The sequence below is a fragment of the Pseudosulfitobacter pseudonitzschiae genome (assembly GCF_002222635.1).
GTDB lineage: Bacteria > Pseudomonadota > Alphaproteobacteria > Rhodobacterales > Rhodobacteraceae > Pseudosulfitobacter > Pseudosulfitobacter pseudonitzschiae_A.
On the sequence record NZ_CP022420.1, the window covers coordinates 59,578 to 75,711 of the forward strand.

Below are 16,134 nucleotides of genomic sequence, written 5' to 3' on the forward strand. Positions count from 1 at the left end.
CAAACCTCCGCGTGAATTCCCCGCTCAATGATTGAAAGACGCCAAATGACCCTTATTTTATTGAAGAATGCCCGCATCGTTGACGGGGTCGCATGTGACCTTACCGATCCGATGGGTATCGTAATTGAAGACGGCATGATCCGCGAGGTTGGCCCGAATGCGACGGTCAAGACGGATGAGGTGATGGATCTGGCCGGGTTGACGGTAATGCCGGGGCTGATTGACTGTCATGTCCACGTCATCGCTACGACTGCCAATTTGGGGTTGAATGCGACGCTACCTCCTTCGTTAATTGCGGCGCGCAGCAGTGTACTAATGCGTAATATGCTAATGCGCGGGTTCACGACTGTTCGCGATCTGGGCGGCGCAGACCGCGGACTGCAGCTTGCAGTCGAAGAAGGCATTTTTGTCGGACCACGTTTGGTGATCTGTGGCAAAGCCCTGTCGCAAACCGGAGGGCACACCGATTACCGCGGCCCCTATCACAGCCGAGATGTTAGCTGGTATGCGCAAAGCCTTGGCGCGATGGGGCGCATTTGTGATGGGGTTGCTGATGTGCAACGGGCCGCCCGGGATGAAATTAAAAACGGCGCGCAATTTGTAAAGGCTATGGCGGATGGAGGCGTATCATCACCATCCGACCCAGTTGGTTATCTTGTTTTCTCAGTCGATGAACTGAAGGCGATGGTCGAGATTGCAAAAAGCTTTGGCACCTATGCCACGGGGCACCTTTATACCGATGAGGCGATTGTCCGCGCCTTGGACTGTGGGTTTGAATGCATCGAACATGGGAACCTAATTTCAGACGCAACTATCATGCGGATCGCCAAGGAAGGTATCCCACTGGTTCCGACCAATATCACCTACGACGTTCTTGCAAAATCGGGTGCCCGCTTTGGGTTGCTGCCGGAATCTGTCGCTAAGATCGCGGATGTGCGCGAGGCTGGGTTGGCACGACTGGAGAAGATGCATGCGGCGGGTGTCGTAATGGGCTATGGCTCTGATCTTCTGGGCGGTATGCAAACCGAGCAGTCGGGCGAATTTCCGTTGCGCGGGCGCTATATTCCCGCTGACGCGGTGATCCGGTCGGCTACGGTAGATGCTGCAAAAGTATTGCGGATGGAAGGCAAGATCGGAACGATTGCGCCCGGTGCCTTTGCCGATATCATCGCGGTCGACGGAAATCCGCTGCAAAATCTTGATCTGCTTACGTCGCAGGGCGCCCATATGCCGCTGATCATGAAGGGTGGCAAAGCAATTAAAAAGATGGCGTCACTTTGATGGCCAAATTGTATGCCGCGCGGCCCCGAGGGAACAAGAGGGTGAAGAAGCGCCTTTCAAGGGACAAGTTTGATCCACCACCGTGCTAATGTCCGCTCTGAGAATGAGTGGCATCAATCATCAACCAACAGGAGAGTAAAATGAAAAAATTGATGACCATTACTGCGATTGCGACACTTTTTTCCAGCGTTGCATCGGCTGAAACTAACTTCATCGCCAACAGTTTTTACGAAGGTGCAGTGCCTATGTCAGGCGAGGGGTATGTTCGCTGGGCTGAGCTTGTCAAGCAGTTGTCGAACGGTGATCTGGTGCCTGAGGTCTTTACTGGCACAGTGCTTTTGGCACCCCGCGCAGCCCTTCAGGGCATTCAAGACAACGTGGTTCAGGTTGCGCATCACGCGGCGATCTATACGCCCTCTGATCTTCCAGTGGCAAATGCGGTGCAGGAGTTGGGTTTTGCTTATTCAGATCCGACTGTCGCAATTCTTGCTGTCACAGATTTTTCGATGAACAACCCAGTTCAGCTTGCCGAATGGAAAGACAAGCGGGTGGTTTACCTTGGGGCCTATGCAACCCCAGCCTATGTTTTGATGTGTTCAAGCCCAGTTCGTACCCTCGAGGAGATGAAGGGCAAGCGCATTCGGACCGCCGGCTCAGCCGTTTCGGTCTGGGTCGAAGAGGCGGGGGGGATTCCCGTCAACGTGCCGTCAAGCGAGATGTATACAGGGCTTGAACGTGGCACACTGGATTGCGCCACGAACGCGGCGAGTGACCTTTTGGACAGGTCGCTTCTTGAGGTGGCAGAGCATACGACACTGCTGTCAACGGGGATGTATTGGTCTGGTCCGCAATGGGGCTACAATCCCGACTTCTGGGCGAGCCTTACGCCTGAGCAGCGCGAAATCCTTATGCAAGCTTCTGCGCGGTCGATGGCGCGCATGGTCATCGCTTATGGTACTAAGGTCAACGCAGGGCTAGAGGCATCCAAGGCAGCAGGCGGCAATGTATATGAGCCAGAACAAGATCTTGCAGATCATGTCGCTGAGTTCCGCAACCGCACCTCTGTCTCAGCCGCGGCAAAGGCCGACACCGATTTTGGTGTGGCCGAGCCAGAAGCGCTGATTGCCGACTTTGAGGAGACGATGCAGAAATGGGCCGATTTGGTGGCCGATGTTGACACGAATAATGAAGACGCCCTGACTGATCTTGCGATGCGGGAAATTTTTAGCAAGGTTGATGCGACAACCTACGGCGTAAATTGACCGCCTGCGGGCCTGCGTGCGTCGCAGGCCCACTTTATCCTTACAAGAAAGGCTTGGTTGCAAGATGAATTTGGTTCCTGGGACCATCCGTTGGCTAAACATTGGCACCGCCGTTGCAGCCTGTGTTGCTATGGTGCTGATGATGCTGCACATCACGCTTGACGTAGGAGTGCGATATTTTTTCAACGGGCAGATTGTCGGCACGCTGGAATGGGTTTCGTTCTACTATATGGTAGCGCTCGTTTTCCTTGGGTTCGGCTATGTAGAATACAAGAATGAGAACATTCGCGTCGACCTGTTTGCCCAGTTGATGCCAAAGCGAGTGCAGTTTGGCCTCTACATATTTGCTTGCCTGCTTGGCATGATCTTCTTTGGGATGCTTTTCTGGCGGACTTTGCTTGATGCCATCAGTGCAACCCAGCGCAGCGAAGAAGCGATGAGCAATTTTCGATTCCTAATTTGGCCTGCGCGTTGGACGCTTCCCATTGGCTTTGGGGGCACTTTTTTGGCCGTATTTGCAAACTTTCTGCGCGCGATTGTGCGCCGAGAGGCCCTTTGATGCAGCCGACCACAAAACTTTCAGAGGGCATGAAATGAGCAACCTCGATATGGGGATCGCAGGAGTGGTTGCGGCACTTGTGTTAATCGCCATCCGCGTGCCAATCGGTCTGGCGCTTGGCCTGGTGTCAATCGCGGGCGTTGCGGTAATGTTCAACATGAATGTGGCTTGGGGGATGATATCGACCACGCCCTTCGACTATGTGGGCCAGTGGGAACTGTCGGCAGCGCCGATGTTCTTGCTGATGGGATTTATCTGCTCTTCCACAGACATGACACGCGGACTGTTTACCGCCCTTAGGCTATATCTTGCAAGATTACCCGGCGGTTTGGCGATCACCTCTGTGGCGGCCTGTGCCTTCTTTGCGGCAGCCTCGGGGTCATCGGTAGCGACCGCTGCTGCGATGTCTCGCATGGCTGTGCCGGAAATGCTTAACAACGGTTATGATAAGGGTTTGGCGACAGGAACGATTGCCGCATCGGGCACTTTGGGGTCCCTTATTCCGCCTTCGATCCTGCTTATACTTTATGGGGTCTATGCGCAGGTGTCGGTAGGTCAACTGTTCATGGCGGGTTTTCTTCCGGGCCTTCTGTCGGCGTTTATCTACATCGCGATGATTTACATCCGCGTGAAATTGAAACCAGAACTCGCTGGTACAGTGCAGATTGATACCACAGCACAAGAGCGGCGCGATGCGTTTCGCGACGTCTGGCCTTTGCCAACATTGATCCTTGTTGTGCTGGGGGGAATCTTTTCTGGTGTTTTCTCACCCACTGAAGCGGGCGCACTGGGTGCATTCGCGGCCACCGTTATTGCAATCGTGCGACGAAAACTAACCTGGGCAGCCCTGGTCGATGCGGTTTCGCAGGCAATTGTATCTACAGCGTCAATCTTTATTATTTTGATTGGGTCGTTGTTTTTCACCAGGTTTTTGGCCCTGTCAGGATTTCCGCGGGCTTTTGCGGATGCAATTTTGTCGGTTAGCACGGAAACTTGGTGGATTTTGCTGGCTGTGACGTTGATCTTTCTAGTTCTAGGAATGTTGATCGACAGTATCGGCCTGCTTTTATTGACGCTGCCAATCCTTGTGCCACTGGTGAATGAGGCCGATATCAATCCAGTTTGGTTTGGGATCATCATCATCAAGTTGCTTGAGATTGGATTGATTACCCCGCCGATCGGGCTAAATGTCTATGTAATAAACGGGGCGCTAAACAATCGCGTAACTTTGCCTGAAATTTTCCGCGGTATCACTTGGTTTGTCGCGATGGATATACTGACCTTGGTCATTCTGATCTCATTTCCGATCATTTCACTTTGGCTTCCCTCGCTTGCCTTTTGAGAACGGCCACTATCAAAGAAAGCCAGCTTAAGACGCAAATATGGCAGTACGGTAGGGTTAGGACCCATTAATCGGACTGAGGATGTACGTCCCGCGTGAGTAAAATACCCGAACTGACGGGGGGTAAGTATGAGCAACCCTTTCTGGCAGACCGACGCGCAAAAGCAACTGGAGTGCAGATGTCGCGTAGCCCTTAATTGTGAGATGAGAAATCCAACGAAATCAACGGCGGGAGTGGACAAAACATGGGGGTCGTCGTCGGTGATCTGGCCTGTGCTAAGGTAAGCTCTTTGCGAGGGGGGCTGTCATGGACGTACGGATTACAATCGAAACTACCTTCGACAACGGGGAGAAGCGCACTCATCTGCTTGAAGGCATTTCTCGACCCTACCGGGTGACCTGTCCAGACGGGATCGGGCTGCGCCTTGAGGATGGGAAGAGGGTTGTCGAACAGATTCAGCGGGCAATTCTTTGCGATCAGGTTGAGGAAATCATCCGAGAAAGCCGCGTATGCCCGGATTGCGCCTCGGTTCGTGCCATTCATGACTATCGCACGCGCGATCTCGACACGCTCTTTGGCCGGGTTCGGGTCAAAGCCGCGCGCTTGCGCCGCTGTTCTTGTGATGCCAGGTCAGCGGCGGTGCCCGGCGGACCTATTTCTCCGCTGGCCTATTTCTTTCCAGACCGAGCTACCCCGGAGCTGCAGCGGCTACATGCGGAGCTTGGGTCCCGGCATTCCTTTCGCGAAGCCGCGCGGCTGATGAAAAGCTTCCTCCCCTGCCATCCGCCCCATCACACCACGGTACGTGACCGGTTGGGAAGAGTAGCCACTGGGCTCGAGAAAAGTCGAAGGGCATCAGGCGATCCCGTTGAAGCACCGCCCAAAGGTGGTTTGACGGTTTTTCTGGACGGTGCGCATATCCGCTGTCGACCGGAGTATCAGCAGCGACACCTCGATCTTGTGGTCGGTAAGATAGAAAGTCGCAATATGTGCCGACGATTTGGCTTGGTCGCCAATGCGACGGCATCGCCAGGCAGCCGTATGCGAGAAGAGCTGTCAGACTTTGGATGGAAGCCGGGCCGTCTGTTGACGGTAATCTCTGATGGCGAGATTGCTCTCCCGAACCTCATACGGAATGCCATGGGTGGCGACGGCCAGGTGAAGCATATCCTCGACTGGTGGCACATCTCGATGCGGATTCGACATGTCGAGGCCGCCGTTCAGGGTCTGGTCCAGATACCGGGGTTCACTGGAATTCCGGTGCTGTTCCAGCGCCCCGCGAAAAGCCTCCGCTGGTGGCTTTGGCATGGCAGAGCACGGGTCGCGGAAACTTATCTGAAGGGGCTCATGCACGATTGCACCCGCCTTGCGGAAGAACCTCTGGCTGTTCGCACCGCTGCCGCTCGTTTGCAGGCCCGATGCGAGACACTGTACACCTATCTCGCGAACAACATGGAATCCCTTGTCGACTATGGCCGACGGTACCGTAACGGGCTGCCCATCTCGTCATCTCGTGCCGAAGGATCAGTCGATGACATTGCCAATGCCCGCATGGGAAAGCGCAGAAGGATGCGTTGGTCGCCCAAAGGGGCTCACCGAGTAGCCGTCACAAGGGCCGCAGTTCTCGATGGTCGGCTGACCGTCGCAAACAGAAAACGCGCCGCATGACCCCCATCTTTTGTCCACTCCCCGCCCATTGTTCAAGGTGGAGAGATGGTGAATTGAGGGCAAGGACAACAGAGGAAGACGGTCGGATCGCCCTCATTCAATCAGACATCTGGATCGGCTTTCCGCGGGCCGAACAGGTGTTGGACCGTTTGCAGGGTATGATCGAAGCGCCGAGGCAAACCCGTATGCCCGGGCTTCTTGTGCATGGCGCGTCCGGGATCGGCAAGACGATGATCGCCCGCAACCTGTCGCGCAGATATGCACCGGAATATGACCCAGCATCGGGAATTACGCGAACGCCGCTCTTGCTGTTACAAGCACCGCCGGCACCCGACGAACGGCGGTTCTATCTGCACATTCTGGCGTCCGTCGGGGCACCGGCCACGGCACTGAGCGCGCGCGCTCAAAATGTGGCCTCCCTCGAAGTCCGTGTTGTTGCGCTTTTGCGCGACCTTGGCCTGCGGATGATCATGATCGACGAGGTCCACAACCTCTTGGCCGGGACCCACCGCGAACAGCGCCGCTTTCTCAATGTTCTTCGGTATCTCAGCAATGAACTCGAAGTGTCACTGGTCTGCCTGGGGGTCAGCGAGGCCGTCGATGCCATCCGTGGTGATATCCAGCTTGCCAGGCGGTTGGATGAACATCACCTGCCGAACTGGCGCGACGATGCCGAGTTCTCGGACATGATCCAAACACTCATTGCGGCAATGCCCCTCGAGAAGAAATCCAATCTGAAGGTCAAGTCGCTCAAGCAGATACTTGCACTGACCGGTGGGGTGACCTCGCGCATCTTCGCCCTGATCAAGGATCTTGCCATCGACGCCATTGTCACAGGTGAGGAATGCATCACCGATGACGCAATCGCAAAATGGACCCCGGTTTGGTCGCGCCATGCGAACGCCCATCGCCGGCTCGAGAAGTCCGGGGTTTGAAACCGCGCCCGCTGCCCAAGACTGTCGCACCTCTGCCAGATGAGTTGTTGTCAGGTTGGTTGTCTCGGCTGGCTGCGGCCAACTACTGTGATGACGCGGAACTACTGGCCCATATCGAAATCGATACAACTCATGGCACGTCCTTGGACTTCAACATCGACGCGGCAGCGGCATATAAAATTTCCGACGCCGCACGAACCGATCCCGATATCGTGCAGTCTTTGACCTTTCCAATAATGACGCCATTAGAGACCCTGCTGACGGCCCGCGTCCCGTTCCAATCTTGTCAGGAATGCTCTCGGCGGGGCCTTTCGCTCAAGCATTGGAGGCGAGCCTGGGCATTCGACTGCCAGGTTTGCGGGACGAGACTTGTGCCGACGCTCGGCAAGCCCAGTGGCGAACAGATGCCCGAAAAGCTGATAAATCGTGCGCGCAACGGCGCCGCGCGGCTTGAATACGCCGCGCGATTACGCAGCTCCAAGCAACTTCGGCGCGCAATGCGCGCGGTCACCTTTGCCATGTCATTAAAGGCCTTCCGCCGGGAACCGTTGTCCGCTCTTCAGAGCCATCGACAGGAAGTGAGGCTTTTTTGCCTTGCCGCCATTGATGCAGCCCGATCTCGTCCGCTGGTCAAAGCGGCCATCTCGAACTCCCGCATCGACGACTATGCAAGGGTTGCTCTCTTGCGCGCCTTCGAGACGGAGCCACGTCTGCTTGCTGCGGTTGATCTCATTGCGCAACGGCGCGTGAGACGCATAGGCCCGGTGGCTGTCGAATCTCACAATTAAGGGCAAAAAATATCCCCGAACGCGTCGTGTCTCAGATTTAAGGGTAACGCGACACATGGAGGCCGCAGCTCTCACAGCAATGCGCCACCTTGACGACATCGAGGCATGGTCCGCGCGGTCTGAAACGATAATGATGTCGCTGTCAGGCAAAACACCACCGGCCTTGCGCGCAGTGCTGACGGAATGGCCACTGGTATCGGCCCCGATGGCTGAAAAGCTGACAGGCGCCAGCAGAGCAGCGGTTCAGCGCAATCTCACCTGGATGGAACAGAAGGGCCTGATCCGTGAGCTGACCGGGCAGGGGCGGTTCAGGATGTGGCGCGCCCTGAACTGAAGGCCCTGAGCGCAGTGTCAGCCGTCAGGCAAAGGCAGGAGGTTCTGTCGCAAACTTTGGCGTGATGGTCTATCAGGCAGCGTGATTTGTCGATGAGGTCCGTCAGATGGTGTCGTTCAAAGGTGCTCAGTTTCCGCAGGACGTGATCCTGCATGCCGTTTTCTTCTACGTGCGGTACGGTGTGTCATACCGTGATCTCGAAGAAATCCTGGCGGAGCGCGGCGTGGTGGTCGACCACGCTACTCTGAACTGTTGGGTGGTCAGATACGCCTCGGGTTTGGCCACGGTGGCGCAACGCAGGAAAGCCGCGACGGCTCTGTCGTGGTGCCTAGACGAGACCTATGTGAAGGTCCGCGGCGAGTGGTGTTACCTCTATCGTGCGGTCGATCGAAACGGCCAAACCCTTGACTTCATGCTCTCTGAGCATCGCGATGAGGCGGCGGCGCTGAGTTTTCTGGCGCAAACGATTTCGTCGAACGGGCTCCCCCGGGCCTGTGCGATCGACAAGAGCGGGGCGAACACTGCCGGCCTGAAGGGGATGAACGCCGCGCTTCGAAAGGTCGGTTCCGATCGCTGAATAAGGGTCTATCGTTTCAAATATCTCACGGATGTATTTGACAAGAAGTTTTTGAAGTACGGAGCTCCTTTTTTTTGGTCGACCTACTGATGTGAAACCGGATTGGCCATTGGCGACCTCTGCTTCCATTTTGTGACGAAGCGGCGGTATACTTCCTCCGCGTGACCGACAGCCTCTCTTTCCCGATCGCGCACCGATTTGAGGCTGTAGTCGGCTGCTGACCCTTTCGTCCTGCCACCCCGTTTAGAAGGGTACCCTGCGGCCAACTCCAGTTTTCTCAGCTTCCAGTCCAGGAGAGCAGGACGGCTCCAGATGTACTCTTCGCCCTTCGACAGCATGTGCCAGATGACCACCGTCAGCTTACGCGCTGTCGCGACTGCTGCGACTTGGTTCCCGCGCTTTTCTTTGATCCGTTGAAAGAAGGCTCGCAGCGGGCCAGGTGTTCGGGACACCGACCAGGCTGCCTCCACCAGCATCGCTCGCGCATGTGATCGACCCTGCTTGGTGATGCGCCCGTGATAGGCAGGCTTGTCACCAGATTGCCGTACCCGGGGATTGAGGCCGAAATAGCTGACAAGCTTCTCTGGCGATGAAAACCGTCCGATATCGCCAACGGCAGCCAGGACACTCAATGCGACGATCATGTTGACGCCGGTGATAGTCATCAGTTGCTTCACCCGCGGTTCCTGGAGTGCTGCCTGTGCAAGATCCTCATCGATCTGCTTGAGGTCGTGACCGAGCCGATCAAGTTCGCTGGCATGGCGGAGGATGACGCGCTGCTGATCTTCGGCAACAGGTAGCGCCTCAAGCCAGGCCCTTCCGCGCTTTGAGAACAGAGAGCCGGAAAAGGGCGGGATCAGATTGGCATGCAAAACCGAATGGATCCGGTTTTTGAGACGGGTCATCTGGGAGACCAGTTGCACCCGCTCAGCCACGACGCGACGAAGCCGTTCTGTTTCCTCATCTGGCATCCAAACCTCAGGCAGAAACCCACTGGCGTGTAGTTTCGCCAGAACCGACGCGTCGATCTTGTCGGTCTTGACTTTGGCCCAGGCAATAGCGCGCACTAAAAGAGGGTTGGAGATGACAACCCGGTTCACATGGGGCGACAGCAGTCGCACGATGGCTTTTGTGTTGACCGTCGCTTCCAGAACGATCTCGTCCTCCACATTTAGCCGCTTTGCAAATTTCAGGATATGCTCGCGCTCAAGCTCCAGGCGACCGGCATCCCTGATCTTGCCGTTCTCCAGGATCGCCACTTGTGCGAAGGTACGATGCACATCGAGGGCAATGATCTTCATGATTGGCTCCTTTCAATGTTCAAAAACAAGGGAGCCAGCGGGCCACACGACAACTACGGATCCGCGCTCGCAGCGCAACCGGGCAAGTCGAAGGGGCGGCCAGATAACAACTCGAGCTCTCAGCTCATGAGATACTTCGGCCTGCCCGCCATTCGTGCTCCCAACACCCCAATCCCGGTGGGTCAATTCTAACCCACATCGAGGTATTATAAACCTCCGATTGGGGTGCCGAGATCATTCATGCCGGATAACAACATCGTTGAGCAGGATCACCGAGGCGTAAAACGGCGGATCAGGCCGATGTTGGGCTTCAAGTCATTCAGATCAGCAACTGCAACTTTGGACGGTATAGAAACGGCACACATGATCAGGAAAGGAGAGTTGGGAAGTGGTTGCCCCTTCGAGATCTATGCCAGTCTTGCCGCGTGACGCGCAACCGAGGAAGCGTCTTTCTTGGCCACACTGAACTTTGCGACGGAACCCCCTCTGTGACTAGCGCGTCGATCCAATCTATCCGGGTAGGGTCGTCAGTCGGACTCAAGTAGAAACTTGAAAAGCCGGGCCGCTGGGCCGGTCTCGGCGCTTGATGTGATTTGCGCGATGAAAAACTGCTTTCTCAAAGGCATTCCTTCGAGCCTTGCTCGTGCCAGCGAGCCCGAAGCAATTTCGCCTCGCACCGCCGTCTCCAGCACGATGGACGCGCCCAGACCGGCGGCCACGCTGCGCTTAACTGCCTCGGTCGAGCCCACATTGCCGATGGTGTCGACATCTTCTGCTTGGGGCCCTAGTGCTTCTGTCAGAAGGGTGCCGGTCCCGCTGCCGCGCTCGCCGCCCAGCATCTTGAGCGTCTTGAGTTCGGCAAAGCTGATCTCTTCGCGCGTGGCAAGTGGATGATCGCTTGGCAGGATGACGATCATTTCATCGCTGAGCCAAGGAGCCACCGTTACGGCGGGGTGGGAAATTGGCCACTCCATCGCGGCGATGTCGATCTCTTCGGCCAGCAACATCTGCGCAACGCGAGGGTTTGGGGCTGAGATGACCTCCCATCGCATCTGCGATGATGTCTGTTTGAGAAAGGATGCCAGCGCATCCGGCATGAAGTATGATGCGATGTTGCCGCTGCACCCGATCTTGAGCGACTCGGATAAAACGGCGGCCTGTGCCCTTTGAGTGGATGTAAGAATCTGCTGTGCATGTGGCAGGAGTCGCAGCCCGGCGTCGGTCAGGCGGCTGCCGCTATGGCTGCGCTGGATCAAGGGCGCGCCTAAGTCCTCCTCCAATTTCTTGATATGTTGCGACAGGGTAGGCTGCGCGATGCCGATCCGGACGGCGGCAGTCTGGAAGCTGCCGAGTTCGGCCAGCGCGACGAAGCTTTTGAGAACAGTCGGGTTCACGTCTCGAGCACCTCGGGATTGACGGCGTGGCGCGGCCGCTTGCCAGAAAGAAAGGCGATGATCTCATCGGCGGCCTCGGCTGCAATCTGGCGGCGCACCTCGCTGACTGCCGATCCGATATGCGGTGTCAGAACCGTTTGGTCACAGGCGAGGAGCGCTGGATGAACTTGCCTTGGCCGATCCGGGCGATGCCAATCCTCCATCTCGAACGTGTCCGCGGCATAGCCGGCAAGGCGGCCTGTGTTCAGCGCCTCCACGACGGCGGCCTCATCCACCAACGATCCGCGCGCGGGATTGACCAGATAAGTCCCTTGTTTCATCGCTGCTAGAAAAGATACATTCACGATGTGCTTGGTCTGGTCCGTCAATGGCAGCGCAAGGATGATGAAGTCAGACAGGCGGGTGAGATCATCGAGCGGAGCGTACTGCGCATCGAGAGCTTTTTCCGTCGTGGGGTCGAGGCGATTTTCGTCGAAGTAGATGCGCCGGCCTCGAAAACCCGAAAGGAGCCGCATTGTCTCGCGGCCCACTGCACCGCCGCCGATGATGCCCACGGTCGCGCCTTGCAGGCTGCCACCATAAAAATTGGGCCGCCACCCGGCGAACGTTCCTGACCGTAGATGCGCGTCTCCCGCACGCATGTTCCGTGCGAGCGCAATGCTGAGGCCAATGGCCAACTCGGCCGTCGGCTCGGTCAAAAGGTTCGGAACATAGGTCAACAGCACCCTGGCATCTGTGCAGGCCCGCTGATCAAGATTATCGAAGCCTTTCAATGCGCCGGCAATAATCTTCAATTTGGGGCAGGCGTCCAGAAATGGGCGGTCGACGCACTCGGTCATGAAGGCCATCAACGCCGATGCATCCGCGCAAGCCGCACGCAATTCGTCGTCGGCGAGTGGATCGCGCCCCTCGCTGGTCACGACATCCCCGTGCGCTGAAAGGCGTGCCAGCGTCTCATCTTCGATCCAGTTGGGCACTACAATTTTGACCATTATCCAACATCCTTAGCTGCGATTTTCCAATCACTAACAGCAAGGAACATATATCGCAATATGTAATAAAACTGTCATATATATTGCGTATCAAAGAACTAACAGAAGGAGAATCGGTGCGATGGATGGGTCAATGAGTATTATGGGACGTGATATTCTGAGCGTCGACGATGTCGAAGTCGTGTACCCGAACGGCACACGCGCACTCAATAAGACCACCTGCCAATTCATGGACGGGGAAGTGACCGTCCTTCTTGGTCCGTCGGGCGCCGGTAAGTCTACGCTTCTTCGCACTCTCAACCTGCTGACCCAGCCAAGCGCAGGACATATCGTGACATCGGCGGGCCAGCAGTTGAAGTCGCGCCGCGATATCCGGTTTCATCGGCGCGACACCGCCATGATCTTTCAGCAGCACCAACTGATCGGCCGCCTGAGCGCTCTGCGCAATGTCCTCATGGCGCGTCTCGGTCGCCATTCTGTCTGGAGCAGTTTGGCAGGCTTTTCGCGCGCCGAGAAACACCTTGCGCTGGAATCTCTCAGCCGCGTGGGCCTCTTTGACAAGGCGCTGACACGCTGTGACAGCCTTTCGGGTGGCCAGCAGCAGCGCGTCGGCATTGCGCGCGCGCTCACGCAGGAGCCAAAGCTGATCCTCGCGGACGAGCCTATCGCATCGCTCGATCCAGCATCTTCGGACCGGGTGATGAAAATCCTCCGCGACGTATGCCGCGAAGACCGAATTCCCGTCATTGTCAGCCTTCACCAACTCGATTTTGCCAAGGCCTATGCCGATCGCATCATCGGCCTCTGTGATGGTGACATCGTTTTTGACGGACCGCCCTCGGCACTGGATAACGCCGCGCTGTCGCGCATCTACGGCGCGCCGGCCGATACGACCAACTGATCTTTCAACTCTTGGAGACTGCCATGAAGAATATCGCAACTCTCACCGCCATGCTGCTGGCCTCAACAGCCGCATTCGCAGCAGGCGATTATGATCCGGACACTTTGCGCGTCGCGCTGCTTCCTGATGAAAACGCCTCGACCGTGATCCAGGATAACAAGCCGCTGGCCGCGTATCTTGAAGAGAAGCTCGGCAAGGATATCGAACTGATCGTCACGACCGATTACTCTTCGATGATCGAGGCGATGCGCTTTGGCCGCGTGGATGTCGCGTATTTTGGGCCGGCCTCCTACACCATCGCCAAGGCCAAGATGGCGGATGGCGATCTGGACATCGAGCCGTTCGCCGCGCGCGTGACGGATGGAAGCACCACCTACCAGTCTGTCCTCATTGCCAATGTCGAAAGCGGTATCGACTCGATCGACGATATCGAAGGGTCGGGCATCGATGTGGCTTTTGGCGATCAGGCATCCACCTCGAGCCACTTCGCGCCGAAATACACGATGATGCTCGAAGGCGTGACGGAGGGCGATGACTATACCCAGAACTTCACGGGCGCGCACGACGCGGTGGCGCGCAACGTCGAGCTGGGCAATGCCGCTGTCGGCGGTCTGAGCCGTCCGATCTACGAGAGCCTGCTGGCCAAGGGGTCGGTTGATGCATCGAAGCTGATTGTCATCGGTTACTCCGCCGATATCCCACAATATCCTTGGGTTATGCGCACCGACATGACCGAGGCGCTTGAAGACTCAATCAAGGACGCCTTCCTGACGCTGGAGCCAGGGACCGACGCGGGCGATGCAGTCCTGACGCCGTTCAAGGCCGACGGGTTCGCAGCAATCACGGATGCCGACTACGACATCATCCGTGACATCCGCAAGAACCTGCAAGCCGACTGAGAATGCCCGAACTAGGAGACCGCCATGACCCGCCTCTTGACTGCCCAGCCTGCGCTGACCAACGCTGAAGATGTGCTGGCCGAGGACAGCAAGGGGCGGCGAAAGCTGCTCCTTCAAATCGCCGTAGTCGCCGCGATCGTCATTGTATCGCTATGGATGACCGGGATGCTAGATCGGAGCCGGTTGACCAGCGGCTTGCCGGCTATCGGTATCCTCGGCACTGAGATGTTCCCGCCGGATTTCGGCCGTTGGCGCGACTGGGTAGGACCCCTTGTCGAGACGCTGGCTATGTCTATCGCCGGCACGGCGCTGGCGGTCGCTCTCTCTTTGCCACTGGGCTTCTTGGCCGCACGGAACACATCGCCCAACAAGGTTATCTACCAAGTCTCGCGGGTCGTCCTGAATACGCTTCGCTCGATCCCAGAATTGATCATGGGTATAATTTTCGTTGCAGCTGTAGGGTTTGGCATGTTGCCTGGTGTTTTGGCCCTTGGCCTCCATTCGGTTGGAATGGTCGGAAAATTCTTTGCGGAGGCCATCGAGCACGCGCATCCTGCACCGATTGAAGCGACCGAGGCGTCAGGAGCCACGTCAATGCAAGTCATCCTGCATGGCGTCCTGCCTCAAGTCTTTCCGCAATTCGCAGATGTGAGCATGTATCGCTGGGAATATAATTTTCGAGCCTCGACCGTCATGGGTATGGTTGGTGCAGGCGGTATCGGCACTGAGCTCGTCGGCTCGCTCCGCCTTCTGGACTACCCACAGGTGTCAGCGGTTTTGCTGGTCATCCTCGCCTGTGTGACCGTTGTGGATATACTCAGCAATATGCTCCGTGCGAAGTTCCGGTGATTTAAGCAGATGCCAAGGTGATTTGCTCGAACAATGAGCCATCACCTCAACGGTTCAGTTTTCTTTCATGCCAGCTTGTTGCATGGGTCAAAATATGGGTGCAGGCGCCCCTTTCCCCGAACGACTATGCGGCACGTTTGAAGACCGCATGACCGAGGCGGGTCATGCGGTTGAGGGTCTTTGTGGCGCCCGATCTGGGCTTCGACGAGGGCTCTGCGATTGTATCCCGTTGCTGACTACCCTGCCATTCGGCCATGCTCGGCGATATGCTCTATGTGAGCGTTGCGCCCATCGCGTAGGCCGGGAACAGCGGTAATTAGTGGCGGGATGGTGATCTCGACATCGGGTCAGAACTTTTGGGTCAAGCAATCGGAAACTACGGTGCCATCATAAGCGGCGTCCGCCAGAACGCGGGTCACCTGGCTTGCGATCCCCACGATGAGGTCGGGCAAGGCGGTTTCGTCGCCGATCTGGTCTGTGGTCAACAGTGAGGCGACGATCTCACCGCTGTCCGGGTCATACCCGATGTGCAGTTGACGCCAGGATTTGCGGGTCTTTCACGTGCCATGCTTTTCGTCCTGCCAGCCCGAACCGCGATGGATCTTCAGGCCTGTGCTATCCACGATCAGCGTGGTGGGGCCACTGGATTGTGGCCTTTCGTCCACGACCGAGAGGTCAATCGCCCGCCGCGATAAGGTCGAGAAGTCTGGAACCGGCAACTCCACGCCCATCAGTCCAAGTAGCGACCGGACGAACTCTTGGGTCTGATGCAACGGCTGGTGAAAGATCAGCCCCCGCGTCAGACACGTCTCAATCGCGAAGTCCGAATATTTTGGCTGACCACCGCGACCCTTTCGCTTCGGCGCTGACCATCGCCCGGCAGCCCCGGCCTCAAGCCAGATCGTAACGTCTCCGCGACGGCGCAGAGCCTCGTTGAAATCCGACCAATTCGTCACCGTGTATTTCGCCTTGGAAAACTTATCGCGTCGACCAGCGTTGAATATATGCGGCATAGGGCGCTACCTTGAGGATATCAGAACCGGCGTCTTCG

At 56.9% G+C, this 16,134-nt stretch carries 14 protein-coding genes and 4 pseudogenes; 13 read left to right on the plus strand and 5 right to left on the minus strand.

From position 1 onward, the window contains the following. Window positions 1-45 precede the first annotated feature (45 nt). The 9 genes and pseudogenes from SULPSESMR1_RS23530 to SULPSESMR1_RS23570 form a co-directional block, all read left to right on the plus strand. Window positions 46-1,281 carry a metal-dependent hydrolase family protein gene (locus tag SULPSESMR1_RS23530; RefSeq protein WP_089423487.1) on the plus strand — a complete coding sequence of 412 codons (1,236 nt, stop codon included), beginning with the start codon at window positions 46-48 and terminating at the stop codon, window positions 1,279-1,281. 140 nt (window positions 1,282-1,421) lie between these two features. Further along, window positions 1,422-2,543: a C4-dicarboxylate TRAP transporter substrate-binding protein gene (locus tag SULPSESMR1_RS23535; RefSeq protein WP_089423488.1), complete on the plus strand. Its 1,122-nt coding sequence runs from the start codon at window positions 1,422-1,424 to the stop codon at window positions 2,541-2,543. A 64-nt stretch (window positions 2,544-2,607) separates the two neighbouring features. Then, on the plus strand, window positions 2,608-3,102 hold the full coding sequence (locus tag SULPSESMR1_RS23540; protein WP_089423489.1) for a TRAP transporter small permease subunit: 495 nt from the start codon (window positions 2,608-2,610) through the stop codon (window positions 3,100-3,102). Between the two features lie 34 nt (window positions 3,103-3,136). After that, window positions 3,137-4,444 (plus strand): TRAP transporter large permease, encoded by a 1,308-nt coding sequence (locus SULPSESMR1_RS23545; RefSeq protein WP_089423490.1) that lies wholly within the window; start codon window positions 3,137-3,139, stop codon window positions 4,442-4,444. A 307-nt stretch (window positions 4,445-4,751) separates the two neighbouring features. Next, window positions 4,752-6,113, plus strand: coding sequence for an ISKra4 family transposase (locus SULPSESMR1_RS23550; protein ID WP_089423474.1), 1,362 nt, complete (start codon window positions 4,752-4,754; stop codon window positions 6,111-6,113). After that, on the plus strand, window positions 6,110-7,048 hold the full coding sequence (locus SULPSESMR1_RS23555; protein ID WP_250161499.1) for a TniB family NTP-binding protein: 939 nt from the start codon (window positions 6,110-6,112) through the stop codon (window positions 7,046-7,048). Before SULPSESMR1_RS23550 ends, SULPSESMR1_RS23555 begins: the two co-directional genes overlap by 4 nt. After that, window positions 7,045-7,836: a TniQ family protein gene (locus SULPSESMR1_RS23560; RefSeq protein ID WP_037239953.1), complete on the plus strand. Its 792-nt coding sequence runs from the start codon at window positions 7,045-7,047 to the stop codon at window positions 7,834-7,836. The genes SULPSESMR1_RS23555 and SULPSESMR1_RS23560 overlap by 4 nt, the downstream gene beginning before the upstream one ends. A gap of 55 nt (window positions 7,837-7,891) precedes the next feature. Continuing rightward, window positions 7,892-8,170, plus strand: a pseudogene (locus tag SULPSESMR1_RS23565) (helix-turn-helix domain-containing protein); the annotation flags it as partial. 106 nt (window positions 8,171-8,276) lie between these two features. Next, window positions 8,277-8,744, plus strand: a pseudogene (locus SULPSESMR1_RS23570) (IS6 family transposase); the annotation flags it as partial. Window positions 8,745-8,830: 86 nt separating this feature from the next. Here SULPSESMR1_RS23570 and SULPSESMR1_RS23575 read toward each other — a convergent pair. Then, window positions 8,831-10,048, minus strand: coding sequence for an IS110 family transposase (locus tag SULPSESMR1_RS23575; protein ID WP_198362933.1), 1,218 nt, complete (start codon window positions 10,046-10,048; stop codon window positions 8,831-8,833). Window positions 10,049-10,297: 249 nt separating this feature from the next. On the opposite strand from SULPSESMR1_RS23575, the pseudogene SULPSESMR1_RS23580 reads away from it, so the two are divergent. After that, window positions 10,298-10,477, plus strand: a pseudogene (locus SULPSESMR1_RS23580) (DDE-type integrase/transposase/recombinase); the annotation flags it as partial. Window positions 10,478-10,575: 98 nt separating this feature from the next. Here SULPSESMR1_RS23580 and SULPSESMR1_RS23585 read toward each other — a convergent pair. Continuing rightward, window positions 10,576-11,442, minus strand: a complete 867-nt coding sequence (locus SULPSESMR1_RS23585) for a LysR family transcriptional regulator (RefSeq protein WP_009573532.1) — start codon at window positions 11,440-11,442, stop codon at window positions 10,576-10,578. Continuing rightward, window positions 11,439-12,437 (minus strand): NAD(P)-dependent oxidoreductase, encoded by a 999-nt coding sequence (locus SULPSESMR1_RS23590; RefSeq protein ID WP_051130657.1) that lies wholly within the window; start codon window positions 12,435-12,437, stop codon window positions 11,439-11,441. Before SULPSESMR1_RS23590 ends, SULPSESMR1_RS23585 begins: the two co-directional genes overlap by 4 nt. 118 nt (window positions 12,438-12,555) lie before the next feature. On the opposite strand from SULPSESMR1_RS23590, the gene phnC reads away from it, so the two are divergent. From phnC to phnE, 3 genes are read left to right on the plus strand one after another with little or no spacing between them, the layout of a single operon-like run. Beyond that, window positions 12,556-13,335, plus strand: coding sequence for a phosphonate ABC transporter ATP-binding protein (phnC, locus tag SULPSESMR1_RS23595; protein WP_009573549.1), 780 nt, complete (start codon window positions 12,556-12,558; stop codon window positions 13,333-13,335). Between the two features lie 23 nt (window positions 13,336-13,358). Beyond that, window positions 13,359-14,234 carry a phosphate/phosphite/phosphonate ABC transporter substrate-binding protein gene (gene phnD, locus SULPSESMR1_RS23600; protein WP_009573550.1) on the plus strand — a complete coding sequence of 292 codons (876 nt, stop codon included), beginning with the start codon at window positions 13,359-13,361 and terminating at the stop codon, window positions 14,232-14,234. A gap of 24 nt (window positions 14,235-14,258) precedes the next feature. Further along, window positions 14,259-15,083 (plus strand): phosphonate ABC transporter, permease protein PhnE, encoded by an 825-nt coding sequence (gene phnE, locus SULPSESMR1_RS23605; RefSeq protein ID WP_009573551.1) that lies wholly within the window; start codon window positions 14,259-14,261, stop codon window positions 15,081-15,083. Window positions 15,084-15,430: 347 nt separating this feature from the next. Here the strand turns inward: phnE and SULPSESMR1_RS25675 are convergent. Together SULPSESMR1_RS25675 and SULPSESMR1_RS25680 are read right to left on the minus strand one after the other, a co-directional pair. Further along, a pseudogene (locus SULPSESMR1_RS25675) lies at window positions 15,431-15,625 on the minus strand (transposase); the annotation flags it as partial. A 15-nt stretch (window positions 15,626-15,640) separates the two neighbouring features. Beyond that, on the minus strand, window positions 15,641-16,096 hold the full coding sequence (locus SULPSESMR1_RS25680; RefSeq protein WP_009573552.1) for an IS5/IS1182 family transposase: 456 nt from the start codon (window positions 16,094-16,096) through the stop codon (window positions 15,641-15,643). Between the last annotated feature and the right edge of the window lie 38 nt (window positions 16,097-16,134).